The organism is Streptomyces sp. NPDC001903 (assembly GCF_042891345.1).
Lineage (GTDB): Bacteria > Actinomycetota > Actinomycetes > Streptomycetales > Streptomycetaceae > Streptomyces.
Window position 1 is genome coordinate 61,256 of sequence record NZ_JBIASZ010000014.1, and the last position, 13,074, is coordinate 74,329.

Annotated in this window: 13 protein-coding genes; 10 read left to right on the forward strand and 3 right to left on the reverse strand. The window is 72.2% G+C overall.

The window, feature by feature from the left end:
• Positions 1–139: 139 nt before the first annotated feature.
• Together ACFYZS_RS27775 and ACFYZS_RS27780 are read left to right on the forward strand one after the other, a co-directional pair.
• A complete protein-coding gene (locus ACFYZS_RS27775) occupies positions 140–898 on the forward strand; it encodes a phosphoglyceromutase (RefSeq protein ID WP_389018076.1) in 759 nt (252 codons plus the stop codon).
• A 271-nt stretch (positions 899–1,169) separates the two neighbouring features.
• The gene (locus ACFYZS_RS27780; RefSeq protein WP_389018079.1) at positions 1,170–2,087 is read left to right on the forward strand and encodes a hypothetical protein; all 918 of its coding nucleotides are present in this window, start codon (positions 1,170–1,172) and stop codon (positions 2,085–2,087) included.
• Positions 2,088–2,191: 104 nt separating this feature from the next.
• Here the strand turns inward: ACFYZS_RS27780 and ACFYZS_RS27785 are convergent, their stop codons facing one another.
• Together ACFYZS_RS27785 and phoU are read right to left on the reverse strand one after the other, a co-directional pair.
• A complete protein-coding gene (locus tag ACFYZS_RS27785) occupies positions 2,192–2,341 on the reverse strand; it encodes a hypothetical protein (RefSeq protein WP_199813613.1) in 150 nt (49 codons plus the stop codon).
• 129 nt (positions 2,342–2,470) lie between these two features.
• Positions 2,471–3,148, reverse strand: coding sequence for a phosphate signaling complex protein PhoU (gene phoU / locus ACFYZS_RS27790; protein WP_385582929.1), 678 nt, complete (start codon positions 3,146–3,148; stop codon positions 2,471–2,473).
• Positions 3,149–3,364: 216 nt separating this feature from the next.
• Between phoU and ACFYZS_RS27795 the strand changes: the two genes are divergently transcribed.
• A complete protein-coding gene (locus tag ACFYZS_RS27795; protein ID WP_389018084.1) occupies positions 3,365–4,591 on the forward strand; it encodes a sensor histidine kinase in 1,227 nt (408 codons plus the stop codon).
• 36 nt (positions 4,592–4,627) lie between these two features.
• Complete coding sequence (locus ACFYZS_RS27800) at positions 4,628–5,308, forward strand: response regulator transcription factor (protein ID WP_007265514.1); 681 nt, start codon at positions 4,628–4,630, stop codon at positions 5,306–5,308.
• Positions 5,309–5,393: 85 nt separating this feature from the next.
• Here ACFYZS_RS27800 and ACFYZS_RS27805 read toward each other — a convergent pair whose 3' ends face one another.
• Positions 5,394–6,074: a DUF461 domain-containing protein gene (locus ACFYZS_RS27805; protein WP_389018087.1), complete on the reverse strand. Its 681-nt coding sequence runs from the start codon at positions 6,072–6,074 to the stop codon at positions 5,394–5,396.
• 659 nt (positions 6,075–6,733) lie between these two features.
• Here ACFYZS_RS27805 and ACFYZS_RS27810 point away from each other — a divergent pair.
• The 6 genes from ACFYZS_RS27810 (at position 6,734) to ACFYZS_RS27835 (ending at position 13,018) form a co-directional block, all read left to right on the forward strand.
• Positions 6,734–7,216 (forward strand): CarD family transcriptional regulator, encoded by a 483-nt coding sequence (locus tag ACFYZS_RS27810; protein ID WP_003953493.1) that lies wholly within the window; start codon positions 6,734–6,736, stop codon positions 7,214–7,216.
• Between the two features lie 246 nt (positions 7,217–7,462).
• The gene (ispD, locus tag ACFYZS_RS27815; protein ID WP_389018090.1) at positions 7,463–8,209 is read left to right on the forward strand and encodes a 2-C-methyl-D-erythritol 4-phosphate cytidylyltransferase; all 747 of its coding nucleotides are present in this window, start codon (positions 7,463–7,465) and stop codon (positions 8,207–8,209) included.
• Entirely contained in the window at positions 8,199–8,729 is a 531-nt protein-coding gene (gene ispF / locus ACFYZS_RS27820) for a 2-C-methyl-D-erythritol 2,4-cyclodiphosphate synthase (protein ID WP_389018093.1), read from the forward strand. The genes ispD and ispF overlap by 11 nt, the downstream gene beginning before the upstream one ends.
• Positions 8,730–8,826: 97 nt before the next feature.
• Positions 8,827–10,227 carry a cysteine--tRNA ligase gene (cysS, locus tag ACFYZS_RS27825; protein WP_389018096.1) on the forward strand — a complete coding sequence of 467 codons (1,401 nt, stop codon included), beginning with the start codon at positions 8,827–8,829 and terminating at the stop codon, positions 10,225–10,227.
• Between the two features lie 101 nt (positions 10,228–10,328).
• Positions 10,329–11,300 carry a 23S rRNA (guanosine(2251)-2'-O)-methyltransferase RlmB gene (gene rlmB / locus ACFYZS_RS27830; RefSeq protein WP_123513824.1) on the forward strand — a complete coding sequence of 324 codons (972 nt, stop codon included), beginning with the start codon at positions 10,329–10,331 and terminating at the stop codon, positions 11,298–11,300.
• 158 nt (positions 11,301–11,458) lie between these two features.
• Positions 11,459–13,018 (forward strand): DoxX family membrane protein, encoded by a 1,560-nt coding sequence (locus ACFYZS_RS27835; RefSeq protein ID WP_389018099.1) that lies wholly within the window; start codon positions 11,459–11,461, stop codon positions 13,016–13,018.
• Positions 13,019–13,074: the final 56 nt, after the last annotated feature.

Here is a 13,074-nt window from a genome sequence, read left to right on the forward strand (position 1 = left end):
TGGCTCTCCTGCTCATCGCACCCTACGGGTGGGGGGTGGGCGGAGGCCATCGGATTGACGCACACCGTCAATCCGCGGCCGGTCCGCGGCCGTGGACCACGCGCGCGAGCGCTCCCGCTCGTCCATTAGGCTCGTACGCATGGCCGACGCACCGTACAAGCTGATCCTCCTCCGCCACGGCGAGAGCGAGTGGAACGCGAAGAACCTGTTCACCGGCTGGGTGGACGTCAATCTCAACGAGAAGGGCGAGAAGGAGGCGGTCCGCGGCGGTGAGCTGCTCAAGGACGCCGGCCTGCTCCCCGACGTCGTGCACACCTCGCTCCAGAAGCGCGCGATCCGCACCGCGCAGCTGGCGCTCGAGGCCGCCGACCGCCACTGGATCCCGGTCCACCGCTCCTGGCGCCTGAACGAGCGGCACTACGGTGCGCTCCAGGGCAAGGACAAGGCCCAGACCCTCGCCGAGTTCGGCGAGGAGCAGTTCATGCTGTGGCGCCGCTCGTACGACACCCCGCCGCCGGCCCTCGAGGACGGCACGGAGTTCTCGCAGTCCGAGGACCCGCGCTACGCGACCATCCCGCCGGAGCTGCGCCCCAAGACGGAGTGCCTGAAGGACGTCGTCGTCCGCATGCTGCCGTACTGGTACGACGGCATCGTCCCGGACCTCCTCGCGGGCCGCACGGTCCTGGTCGCCGCGCACGGCAACAGCCTGCGCGCGCTGGTCAAGCACCTGGACGGAATCTCCGACGCCGACATCGCGGGCCTGAACATCCCGACCGGCATCCCGCTCGCCTACGAGCTCGACGCCGAGTTCAAGCCCCTCAAGCCGGGCGGCACCTACCTCGACCCGGCCGCCGCGGCCGCCGCCATCGAGGCCGTCAAGAACCAGGGCAAGAAGTAGTCCTGACGCACGAACGAGCCCCCTACCTGCTGGTTCTCGGCAGGTAGGGGGCTTCTCGCTGCCCCGGGCCGGGCTCGGCCACTGGTTGTCGTAGCAGCCGAAGACTTGGTCGCCCGGGTGGATCAAACGGTCACCTGCGCGGGTCAAGGAGCGGGTCGCCGGGGTGCGGGGTGCGGGGGGTGAGGGTCCGATGGGCACGCGGGCCGACCGGTCCCGCATTCCCTCGTCCTCCGCACGAGCCCCGGCTCACCGCGGGGAAGGAACTCGCTCCGTGAACCAGAAGCCCGTTTCCCAGCGCTCCCGCGCCCCCCGCCGGGTGCTCCTCGCCTCCGCCCTGGCGGCCGTGGCCCTCTCCGGCCAACTGCTCACCATGGCACCCGGGGCACTCGCGTACGACGGCCCCCACGGTGGGGGTGACAGGCCGGGCTCGGGCTCCGGCTCGGGCTCCGACGGCCCCCACGGCGGTGGTGACAGGCCGGGCTCGGGCTCCAAGGACAAGGAGCCGCAGGCGCCCACCGTCATCCACGGCCTGCGGGACTTCACCGCGGACGGGTTCTTCACCGCGCCCGAGGGCGTCACCTCGGTGCACGTCCAGGCCTGGGGCGGCGGAGGCGGCGGAGGCGGCGGCGGTGGCGGCGCGAGCGCGGAGCTGACGGGCAACGGCGGCCAGGGCGGCGGCGGCGGAGCCGGCGGGTTCACCTGGTGCGTCATCAAGGTGAAGCCCGGCCAGAGCTACACCGTGGACGTGGGCGGCGGCGGCGGAGCCGGGGCCGTCGGTCCCGGCGCGCCCGCGGGCGGCAACAACGGACAGCCCGGCGGCACCGGCGGGACCGGCAGCCCGACCACGCTGACCTCCTCGGCCGGCATCCAGCTCAGCGCCACGGGCGGCACCGGCGGTGGCGGCGGTGGCGGCGGCACCGCTACGACCGGCACCCCGGGTACGGGCGGCGCCGGCGGCAACGGCACCTGCAACAGCCTCGACGTGACGAACCGCACCGGGGCGAGCGGCCAGAGCGGCGCCCAGGGCGGCGTGGGCGGGGCCGCCGTCGACGGCATCGTGCAGCTGCCCGCGACGAACACGGGCGCGGGCGGCAACGGCGGTGGCGGCGGGGCCGGCGGCGGCACCACCGGCGCCGCGGGCAGCCCCGGCGGCGTGGGCGGCAACGGCTACCTCGTCGTGTTCTGGTAGGTCAGGCCGCAGAAAGGCCCCCTGCCTGCGGATCTCCGCGGGCAGGGGGCCTTCCCGTGCTGCCGGTGCCGTGACGGCCGGACCGCCGAACCGATTCGGCGGGGTCAGCCCCCGCACTGGCAGGGCGCGCCGGACTGGCAGCCGCAGCCGCAGCCGGAGCCGCAGCCGCAGGCCGCGAGCAGCGGGAGCCGCAGCGGTTCGGGCCGCGGCTGCTGCTCGTGCTCCGGGGTGATGGGGACGGGGGAATCGGGCATGGATCCTCCTCGCGGGCGGCGTGCGTGGCGTCTTACCGGTACGTCTCGTACGCAAGGCCTCTTACTGCCTTCGCCCTCATTCATGCCCAGCCGCACCGGCGCGTCAACGGCGCATTGGAGCAGAGCGCCTCAGACGCCCTCGACCACCGTCGGGGCCTGCAGCTCGTCCGCGTGCTCGCCCGTCACCAGGTAGACCACGCGCTTGGCCACCGACACCGCGTGGTCCGCGAAGCGCTCGTAGTAGCGGCCCAGCAGGGTCACGTCCACCGCGGTCTCGATGCCGTGCTTCCAGCGGTCGTCCATCAGGTGCTGGAAGAGCGTGCGGTGCAGCTGGTCCATCTCGTCGTCGTCCTGCTCCAGCTGGAGGGCCAGGTCGACGTCCTTCGTGATGATGACCTCGGCCGCCTTCGCCATCAGGCGCTGCGCCAGCTGCCCCATCTCCAGGATGGTCGCGTGCAGGTCGCGCGGGACGGCGGTGTCCGGGAAGCGCAGCCGGGCCAGCTTCGCCACGTGCTGGGCCAGGTCGCCCGAGCGCTCCAGGTCGGCCGACATGCGCAGCGAGGTCACCACGATGCGCAGATCGGTGGCGACCGGCTGCTGGCGGGCCAGCAGCGCGATGGCGCGGGCCTCCAGGTCGTGCTGGAGGTCGTCCACCTTCTGGTCGGCGGCGATGACGCTCTCGGCGAGCTTCAGGTCGGCGTCGAGCATGGACGTGGTGGCCCGCCCGATCGCGGAACCGACGAGCCGGGCCATCTCGACCAGGCCTTCCCCGATCGAGTCCAGTTCCTCGTGGTACGCGTCACGCATGGCTTGTCCCTCTCTTGCCTACTGCCTCTGCTGCCCGTGTGGGACGGGCCGGGGCGGCCTCGTGCCCCCACGTTGACACGTTGGGGCGCAAACGCGTCCGACTCCGGCATCACAAGTGAATCAACCCCGTCGCCACGGTGAACTCTGGGCGACGACTGTTCGAGGTGCCACCCGAACGGCTGTGGAAGTGCCATCGGGCCTGCTTAACCTTGAGGCATGGACGTGAACGCGGCGGTCGCCGCAGCTGCAGCGATCGCCGGTCTTTGCACCGGTGTGATCGCGATGCTGGCGTTCCGCTGGAGCGAGCGCGACCAGGCCCGCCCCACCCGGAGCTCCATGCGCCCCGACATCAACGCGGTGCTCCCGCCCGGCGTGGACACCGTCCTCTCCGTGCTCCGCTCCTCCGCCGTCGTGCTCGACGAGGGCGACGCGGTGGTCAAGGCCAGCTCGGCGGCGTACGCCCTCGGACTGGTACGCGGCGGCAAACTGGCCGTCGAGCCCATGCTCCACATGGCCCGCGACACCCGCCGCGACGGGGAAATACGCCAGGTCGAGCTCGACCTGCCCCGGCGCGGCACCGGCCGCGGCGAGGCGCTCGCCGTCTCGGCGCGCGTCGCCCCGCTCGGCTCCCGGCTGGTCCTGCTCCTGGTCGAGGACCTCACCGAGGCCCGCCGCATCGAGGCCGTACGGCGCGACTTCGTCGCGAACGTGTCGCACGAGCTGAAGACGCCGGTCGGAGCCATCTCGCTGCTGTCCGAGGCCGTCATGGACGCCTCCGACGACCCCGAGGCGGTCAGCCGCTTCGCCGGCCGCATGCAGATCGAGGCCGCCCGCCTGATCAACCTCGTACAGGAGCTCATCGACCTCTCCCGGGTGCAGAACGACGACCCGCTCGAGGACGCGGAGCCCGTACGAGTGGACACGCTGGTGGCCGAGGCCATCGACCGCTGCCGCCACACGGCCTCCTCCAAGCAGATCACCATGGCCGCGGGCGGCACCGCCGACCTGCGCGTCTGGGGCAACCGCGGCCAGCTCGCGGCGGCCCTCGGGAACCTGGTGGAGAACGCCGTCAACTACAGCCCCGCCCGCACCCGCGTCGGCATAGCCGGACGCAGGGTCGCGGCACCTGGGGGAGACTTGATCGAGATCGCCGTGACCGACCAGGGCATCGGCATCCCGGAAAAGGACCGCGAGCGCATCTTCGAGCGCTTCTACCGCGTGGACCCGGCCCGCTCCCGTGCCACGGGAGGAACCGGCCTCGGCCTTGCGATCGTGAAGCACGTGGCGGCCTCGCACGGCGGGGAGGTGTCCGTCTGGAGCTCGGAGGGTCAGGGCTCCACGTTCACCCTGCGCCTGCCGGAAGCAGCTGCTCCGGCACCCGCACCCGCGGCCGCCCCGGCCGCGGAGCCGGCCCCCGCACCAAGCCACCCCACCCCTGCCTGAACAAGAACCAGCCATTCCTGCCCCGGAGGTCCTTCCGTGACCCGAGTGCTCGTCGTCGAGGATGAGGAATCCTTCAGCGACGCCCTGTCCTACATGCTCCGCAAGGAGGGCTTCGAGGTCGCCATCGCCGCGACCGGGCCCGACGGGCTCGACGAGTTCGAGCGCAACGGCGCCGACCTCGTCCTCCTCGACCTGATGCTCCCCGGCCTGCCCGGCACGGAGGTCTGCCGGCAGCTGCGCGGCCGCTCCAACGTGCCCGTCATCATGGTGACGGCCAAGGACAGCGAGATCGACAAGGTCGTCGGGCTGGAGATAGGAGCCGACGACTACGTCACCAAGCCCTTCTCCTCGCGGGAGCTGGTCGCCCGCATCCGCGCGGTCCTGCGCCGCCGCGGCGAGCCGGAGGAGGTCACCCCGGCCGCGCTGGAGGCCGGCCCCGTACGGATGGACGTCGACCGCCACGTGGTCACGGTCGCCGGGGCCAAGGTGGACCTCCCGCTGAAGGAGTTCGACCTGCTGGAGATGCTGCTGCGCAACGCGGGCCGCGTCCTCACCCGCATGCAGCTGATCGACCGGGTCTGGGGCGCCGACTACGTCGGCGACACCAAGACGCTGGACGTCCACGTCAAGCGCCTGCGCGCCAAGATCGAGCCGGACCCGGGCGCGCCGCGCTACCTGGTCACGGTCCGCGGCCTGGGCTACAAGTTCGAGCCGTAAGCCCGCGGCGGCAGTGAGCACGCGCATACGAAAGGGCCCCGTCCGCTTCTGCGGACGGGGCCCTTCCGTACGTGGTGCCGCGGGCTCAGTGGCCGGCGCTGTGCGAGGGGGAACCCGACGGGGTGCCCGAGGCCGCACCGGCCGGGGTGCCGGAGGCGGCGCCCGAGGGGGTGGTGGCCGGGGAGCCGGAGGGGCTGCCGGACGGCGTGCCCGAGGCCGCGCCCGACGGCGTGGCGCCGGGGGCGGCGACCGGGGCCTCGGTCGGGCCGAAGCCCGCGTACATGCCGGCGTCCGGGACGACGAAGGCGGCGATCGGCACGTCACCCGCGGTGCTCAGCTGGAAGACGAGCTCCTGCGCGTTGCCCCGCTGCACGGTCTCGGCGCCCTCGATCACGGCGGAGGGGTTCCCCTTGCCGCCCAGGACGATCGAGCCGCCGGCCGGCACGGTGACCTTGGAGGCGCCCTCCGCGGGCTTCAGCACGACCTTGGCCTTGCCACCCGCGAGGGTGATGGCGTCAAGCGTCTGCGGCCGGACGCCGCTGTTGAAGACCGTCGCGGAGACGGCGGCCGGGCCCTTCTTGTCCTTCTCGCCCTGGGTGATCACCAGCGCGTTCTGGATCTTGATGTCGCCCTTGGTGACGGCGGCGTTGTCCGGCTTGATCTGGAGCGTCTCCGCGTTGTTGCCTGCACCGCAAGCGGCCAGCGAGGCGATCGAGAACACGATGGCAGTGGCGGCGAGGGCGCCGCGTCGAAGGCTGCGGCTCACGGCGGCGGCAACTCCTTGGACGTACGGAACGGAAGGGTGGGCAGTCTCGGAGCGGCCGAGGTAAAGCCGCCCTAAGGGTGTGTCAGCGCGCTTAGGTTACCGAGCCGCCGCCCCGCCCCCGCACCCGACCCTCCGCAGCGCACGGGCCGCCCTGCACCGGCTCCGCGATCTTCCATTCCCCCCGCGGTTCACCCGGCTCTTCCGGCTGCCGTTCCCCCGTCCTTCCGCCGTCCTTGCGTCCGGCACTTCCCGCGCCGTTCATCCGCCGATCATGTGCCGCCCGCATATCGTCCGCCGGCCCTCCGGTGATCAATTCCGGGATTCCTTCGAACGGCCCTCGGTGATCAATTCCGGATTGGGCCGGAACCGCTCCGTACGGGTGGTCGCCAGTCGAACGGAGTAGTTCGGTTTCCCGGCTTCGAAACCGGCAAAACGGGACGTACATCACACTGACGGGATCCGCGCCCGGGTGTAGCGTGGCCGTTTCGCCCGGTCCGCACAGCGCCTCCGACCTGCGAATACCCCCCTCCGGAAGCCCTTCGCAGCACGTTCGTGTCGCTGTTGTCAAGCCCCGAGATGTGCCCTGACCTGCGAAAACGCCATTCATAACAGTCAGTTCTCGTGTTACCCTGGATAGCCACGGAAGGGGTACCTGTCACATGACGTTCAAGGTTGGCGACACCGTGGTCTATCCCCATCACGGGGCCGCGCTGATCGAGGCCATCGAAACTCGCCAGATCAAAGGCGTGGACAAGACCTACTTGGTGCTCAAGGTCGCCCAGGGCGACCTGACGGTTCGTGTGCCTGCGGACAATGCGGAGTTCGTCGGCGTTCGCGACGTAGTCGGCCAGGACGGGCTGGACCGGGTCTTCGAGGTGCTTCGTGCACCGTATGCCGAAGAGCCGACGAACTGGTCCCGGCGCTACAAGGCAAATCTGGAGAAGCTCGCTTCTGGCGATGTCATCAAGGTCGCCGAAGTGGTGCGTGACCTGTGGCGTCGTGAGCGTGAGCGCGGGCTTTCCGCGGGCGAGAAGCGCATGCTCGCGAAGGCGCGCCAGATCCTGGTGAGCGAGCTCGCGCTCGCGGAGAACACCAACGAGGACAAGGCCGAGGCCCTCCTCGACGAGGTTCTCGCGTCCTGACGCGAGAAAACCTTCACACAGTTGTGCCGCGGTGCCCGATGACAAGCCCTCTCCTCCACGAGAGGGCTGTTGCCGGGCGCTGCGGCATGTCTGTACCCACACCTTTGCTGCACTTTTTCCACCGGCGTGCCGGGTCCTGACAGCCTGCTCGACCGGTCGTCACGGAAGGGGCGAGGGCGTCGCACCCGGCACCCTTCAGGCCATACCCATGTCGGCCGAAGTCACAAACCTGGCTCGGAGCTACTGATGTCTGACGAATCGCGCCCCCACCGCACCGCCGCGGTGATCCCGGCCGCCGGCCGCGGGGTACGCCTCGGTCCCGGCGCCCCCAAGGCCCTGCGGGCCATCGGCGGCACCCCCATGCTCATCCACGCCGTCCGCGCGATGGCCCGCTCCCGGGCCGTGTCCCTCGTGGTGGTCGTGGCCCCGTCCGACGGCGCCGCCGAGGTGCGCCGACTCGTCGACGAGCACGCGCTGCCCGAGCGGACCGAGATCCTGGTCGTCCCCGGCGGCGAGACCCGTCAGGAATCCGTACGCGCCGGCCTCGCCGCGCTCCCCGCGGACGTCACCTCCGTCCTCATCCACGACGCGGCCCGCCCGCTCGTCCCCGTGGACACCGTCGACTCCGTCGTCGAGGCCGTGCGCGAGGGTTCGCCCGCCGTCGTACCGGCCCTGCCGCTGGCCGACACCGTCAAGGAGGTCGAGCCCGGCGGGCCCGGCGAGCCCGAGCCGGTCGTCGCCACCCCCGAGCGGGCCCGGCTGCGCGCCGTGCAGACCCCGCAGGGCTTCGACCTCGCGACCCTCGTACGGGCGCACGAGGCCATCGCCGTCAACGGCGAGGGCGCCACCGACGACGCCGGAATGGTGGAACGGCTCGGCATCACCGTCATGGTGGTCCCCGGCCACGAAGAGGCCTTCAAAGTCACCCGCCCGCTCGACCTGGTCCTCGCCGAGGCCGTACTCGCCCGCAGGAGGGCCACCGATGCCTACTAGCCCCGCAGGTTCCGAGACGCCCGCCGGGGCGGCCGCCGGGCCCGTCATCCCGCTCGTGGGGATCGGCACCGACGTGCACGCCTTCGAGGCCGGGCGCGAGCTGTGGTGCGCCGGACTGCTCTGGGAGGGCGAGGACGGCCTCGCCGGGCACTCCGACGGCGACGTCGCCGCCCACGCCGCGTGCGACGCCCTCTTCTCCGCCGCCGGCGTCGGCGACCTCGGCGCGCACTTCGGGACCTCCCGCCCCGAGTGGTCCGGCGCCGCCGGCGTCACCCTCCTGGCGGAAGCCGCCCGCATCGTCCGCGCCGAGGGCTTCGAGATCGGCAACATCGCCATCCAGGTGATCGGCGTCCGCCCGAAGATCGGCAAGCGGCGCGAAGAGGCCCAGAAGGCGCTGGCGGCGGCCGCCGGGGCCCCCGTCTCCGTCTCCGGCACCACCACCGACGGCCTCGGCCTCACCGGCCGCGCCGAAGGCCTCGCCGCCATCGCCACCGCACTGGTGTACCGGACGAATTCCTAGCCGGACCGCACCCGGAGCACACCTCTTCCGCAACAAAGCACCCCCGCGCCCCGAAAGGGTCGCGGGGCACTGCTACGGGCCCACTACCCTGGATGCCGTGACTATTCGCCTGTACGACACCAGCGCCCGGCAGATCCGCGACTTCACCCCGCTCGTTCCGGGCTGCGTCTCGATCTACCTCTGTGGCGCCACCGTGCAGGCGGCCCCGCACATCGGGCACGTGCGCTCGTACCTGAACTTCGACATCATGCGCCGCTGGTTCACCTACCGCGGCCTCGACGTCACCTTCATCCGCAACGTCACCGACATCGACGACAAGATCATCGCGAAGGCCGAGCTCCAGGGCCGCCCCTGGTGGTCCATCGGCTACGACAACGAGCGGGCCTTCAACGACGGCTACGACGCGCTGGGCTGCCTCCCGCCCACGTACGAGCCGCGCGCCACCGGCCACGTGCCCGAGATGATCGAGATGATGCGCGCCCTCATCGAGCGCGGCCACGCCTACGAGGCCGACGGCAGCGTCTACTTCGACGTGCGCTCGTTCCCGGGCTACCTGGAGCTGTCCAACCAGGACATCGACGATCTGCGCCAGCCCAACGAGAGCGGCATCACCGGCAAGCGCGACCCCCGCGACTTCGCCATGTGGAAGGCCACCAAGCCCGGCGAACCCGACTGGGAGACCCCGTGGGGCCGCGGCCGTCCCGGCTGGCACCTCGAATGCTCCGCGATGGCGCACAAGTACCTCGGCAGCGCCTTCGACATCCACGGCGGCGGGCTCGACCTGATCTTCCCGCACCACGAGAACGAGATCGCCCAGGCCAAGGCCTTCGGCGACGAGTTCGCGCAGTACTGGGTCCACAACGCCTGGGTCACCATGTCCGGCGAGAAGATGTCGAAGTCGCTGGGCAACTCGGTGCTCGTCTCCGAGATGGTCAAGGCCTGGCGCCCCATCGTCCTGCGCTACTACCTCGGCACCCCGCACTACCGCTCGATGATCGAGTACAGCGAGGAGTCGCTGCGCGAGGCCGAGTCCGCGTTCGCGCGCATCGAGGGCTTCTACCAGCGCGTCATCGAGAAGGCCGGCAAGGCGGTCGACCCGGCCGCCGAGGTCCCGCCCGCCTTCGCCGAGGCGATGGACGACGACCTGGGCGTCCCGCAGGCGCTGGCCATCGTCCACACCACGGTCCGCCAGGGCAACAGCGCCCTCGCCGCCGACGACAAGGACGCCGCCATCGCCCGGCTGTCCGAGGTGCGGGCCATGCTCGGCGTCCTCGGCCTGGACCCCCTCGACCCGCACTGGGCCGGGGAGTCCGACCGCGGCGAGGACCTGCACGGCGCCGTCGACACCCTCGTACGCCTCGTCCTGGAGCAGCGCGAGTCCGCCCGGGCCCGCAAGGACTGGGCGACCGCAGACGCCATCCGCGACCAGCTCCAGCAGTCGGGCCTGGTCATCGAGGACAGCCCCACGGGACCGCGCTGGTCGCTCGGCCCGCGCTGAGCCCCCGGCACCCGGAGCAGTCCGACTGTGCCGCCCGGCGCTCCGGGCGGCACACTCTTCATACGTACATATCGCAGCATCAACGAAAACAGGTAGAGGTCATGGCCGGGAACAGCCAGCGCAGGAACCGCCGCACGTCCAACAAGAAGGGCGCCACGGTCGGCAGCGGTGGCCAGCGGCGCAAGGGCCTCGAAGGCAAGGGCCCCACGCCCAAGGCCGAGGACCGCAAGAAGCACAAGGCCAACCGCATCGCCAATGCCATGGCCCGGCAGGCCGCCAAGCGCCGCCCCGCCCCGCGCCGCGGCGGCCCCAAGGGCACCAGCGAGATGGTCGTCGGCCGCAACCCGGTCTTCGAGGCGCTGCGCGACGGCGTCCCCGCCACCACCCTCTACGTGCAGCAGTTCATCGACAACGACGAGCGCGTCCGCGAGGCCCTCCAGCTCGCCGGCGAGCGCGGCAACATCAACCTGATGGAAGCCCCGCGCCCCGAGCTCGACCGCATGACCAACGGGCTCAACCACCAGGGCCTGGTCCTGCAGGTCCCGCCGTACGAGTACGCGCACCCGGAGGACCTCACCTCCGCCGCCTACGACGAGGGCGACGACCCGCTCATCGTCGCCCTCGACGGGGTCACCGACCCCCGCAACCTCGGCGCGATCGTACGCTCCGTCTCCGCCTTCGGCGGTCACGGCGTGGTCATCCCCGAGCGCCGCGCCGCCGGTATGACCGCCGGTGCCTGGAAGAGCTCGGCCGGCACCGCGGCCCGCACGCCGGTCTCCCGCGTCACCAACCTGACCCGCGCCCTGCAGGACTTCAAGAAGGCCGGCATCGCCATCGTCGGCCTCGCCGCCGAGGGCACGCACGAGGTGCAGGACCTGGAGGCGCTCGGCGGCCCGGTCGTCATCGTGGTCGGCTCCGAGGGCAAGGGCCTCGGCCGCCTCGTGGGCGAGAACTGCGACTACCTCGTGCGCATCCCGATGCCGGGCGGCGCCGAGTCGCTCAACGCCGGTGTCGCCGCGGGCGTCGTGCTCTACGAGGCGGCCCGCCGCCGGGCCACCCGCGGCCGCGTCTGACCCCCGGGCGGCCCCGCCGCCTTGATCCACTTGGCTCATGGAACGTGACCCGTGAGCATGCCACCCCGCCCGATTCGGGCGGGGTGGCTTGATCTTGACGGGTCTCGGACACATCCCTGCTGTCAAGGCAGTGTCCTAAACACTGATCACTCGGTTAGATGAGTGTGGACACCAGAACGTCAGGGTTCGACGACCAGCCCGCGCTGAGCATGGTCAAGGTGCCGTGCGACCCCGCACAGGTCATCGTCAACCACGCCAGCTTCCGCGTGCGGCTCGCACCGAGCCCGAGCGCGCGTTCCAAGCCCGCGAACGCCCCCGGCCGCGTGCCCGTCCTCGGCGGCGCCGTGGTCGCCGCCGCTGCTGGCGCGGGCCGCCGCCGGGCCCCCGTCGTCTGGAGCGGCAAGTCCGCCCCCGGCGACACCGCCGCCATGGGCGGACTTCTCCAGGCCGTACGCGAACACGGGCGCGGCCACGAGGAGTTCGACGGCGGCGCCACCCAGACCATCCCCCGTGTCGACCTCGCCCACGACCTCGCCGAGGACACGCTGGCCACGCCGACCGTCATCGGCCAGCGCACGTACGGAGACCCGGACGAGACCCGTCCGCTGGCGCCCGTGCGCGACCTCCCGTACGACCCCCGGTACGGCGGCGCCGGACCGTACGACGGCCCCGGCGGCGGGCCCGCCGCCGACTCCCGCCGCGCCCCCTCCGACACCCGCGGGCAGGCCTCGTACTACCCCGGCCGCCGGATGAACCTCGGCGTCGTGCTGCTCCCGCTGCGCGTCTTCCTCGGCTTCATCTGCATCTACGCCGGCATGGGCAAGCTGTGCGACCCCGTCTACTTCGACGGCGGCGAACGCGGCTCCATGGTCACGTGGCTGCGCACCCTCCACCCGTGGGCGCTCGCCGAACCCCTGCGCGACTTCGCCCTCGCCCACCCCGTCGGGGCCGGGCTCAGCGTGGCCTTCCTCCAGGTCGTCGTCGGCGTGCTGACCGTCCTGGGCCTGTGGCAGCGGTTCGCCGCCTGCATCGGCGCCCTGCTGTCGGCCGCACTGCTGATGACGGTGAGCTGGAAGACCGTCCCCGCGTACGACGCCCCCGACATCATCTACCTCGCCGCCTGGAGCCCGCTGATCATCGCCGGCGCCCCCGTCTACTCCCTCGACGGCCGCCTCGCCGGCGAGGCCTGGCGCACCCTCGGGCCGCGCTCGGAGATCTGGCGGCTGCGGCGGCGGGTCCTGCGCCGCGGAACCATCATGGCCACCGTCGTCTGCGGACTCACCCTCCTGATCGGCTCCCTCCTCGGCGGCGCCGTCCGCTCCACCACCGTGGTCACCGTCCCCGGGCCCGGCCAGGCCCCCAGCAACTACCTGCCCGGCTCCCCGCTGCCGCAGGCCCCCGCCGACAAGCAGCCGCGGCAACAGCAGCAGCCCGCCACCCAGCAGCCCTCCAAGGCCGCCGAGCCCAGCGCCAGCGCCTCGGCGCCGGCCGCCAAGTCCGGGCGCGGCTCCACCGGTTCCACCGCCAAGGCGACCGCCGGCACCGGCTCGCAGTCGCCGACCGCGACCCGCGGCTCCGGCAGCGGCCAGAACTCGGGCAGCTCGCCCAAGCAGTCCACCCCGAAGCCGCCGTCCTCCAGCTCCGGCAGCGGAGGCGGCAGCGGCGGCGGGGACCCGGCCCCGAAGAAGCCCGGCCTGGTCGGCGGCCTCCTCGGCTGACGAGGCAACACACAGGGGCCCGGCGCGCACACGGCGCGCCGGGCCCCTTTCCGTGT

Coding starts and splice junctions, on each gene's coding strand:
- ACFYZS_RS27810 (WP_003953493.1), top strand. CDS start 6,734: ATGACGTTCAAGGTTGGCGACACCGTGGTCTATCCCCATCACGGGGCC.
- ACFYZS_RS27785 (WP_199813613.1), bottom strand. CDS start 2,341: ATGCCCGATTCCCCCGTCCCCATCACCCCGGAGCACGAGCAGCAGCCG.
- ispD (WP_389018090.1), top strand. CDS start 7,463: ATGTCTGACGAATCGCGCCCCCACCGCACCGCCGCGGTGATCCCGGCC.
- phoU (WP_385582929.1), bottom strand. CDS start 3,148: ATGCGTGACGCGTACCACGAGGAACTGGACTCGATCGGGGAAGGCCTG.
- rlmB (WP_123513824.1), top strand. CDS start 10,329: ATGGCCGGGAACAGCCAGCGCAGGAACCGCCGCACGTCCAACAAGAAG.
- ACFYZS_RS27795 (WP_389018084.1), top strand. CDS start 3,365: ATGGACGTGAACGCGGCGGTCGCCGCAGCTGCAGCGATCGCCGGTCTT.
- ispF (WP_389018093.1), top strand. CDS start 8,199: ATGCCTACTAGCCCCGCAGGTTCCGAGACGCCCGCCGGGGCGGCCGCC.
- ACFYZS_RS27835 (WP_389018099.1), top strand. CDS start 11,459: ATGAGTGTGGACACCAGAACGTCAGGGTTCGACGACCAGCCCGCGCTG.
- ACFYZS_RS27775 (WP_389018076.1), top strand. CDS start 140: ATGGCCGACGCACCGTACAAGCTGATCCTCCTCCGCCACGGCGAGAGC.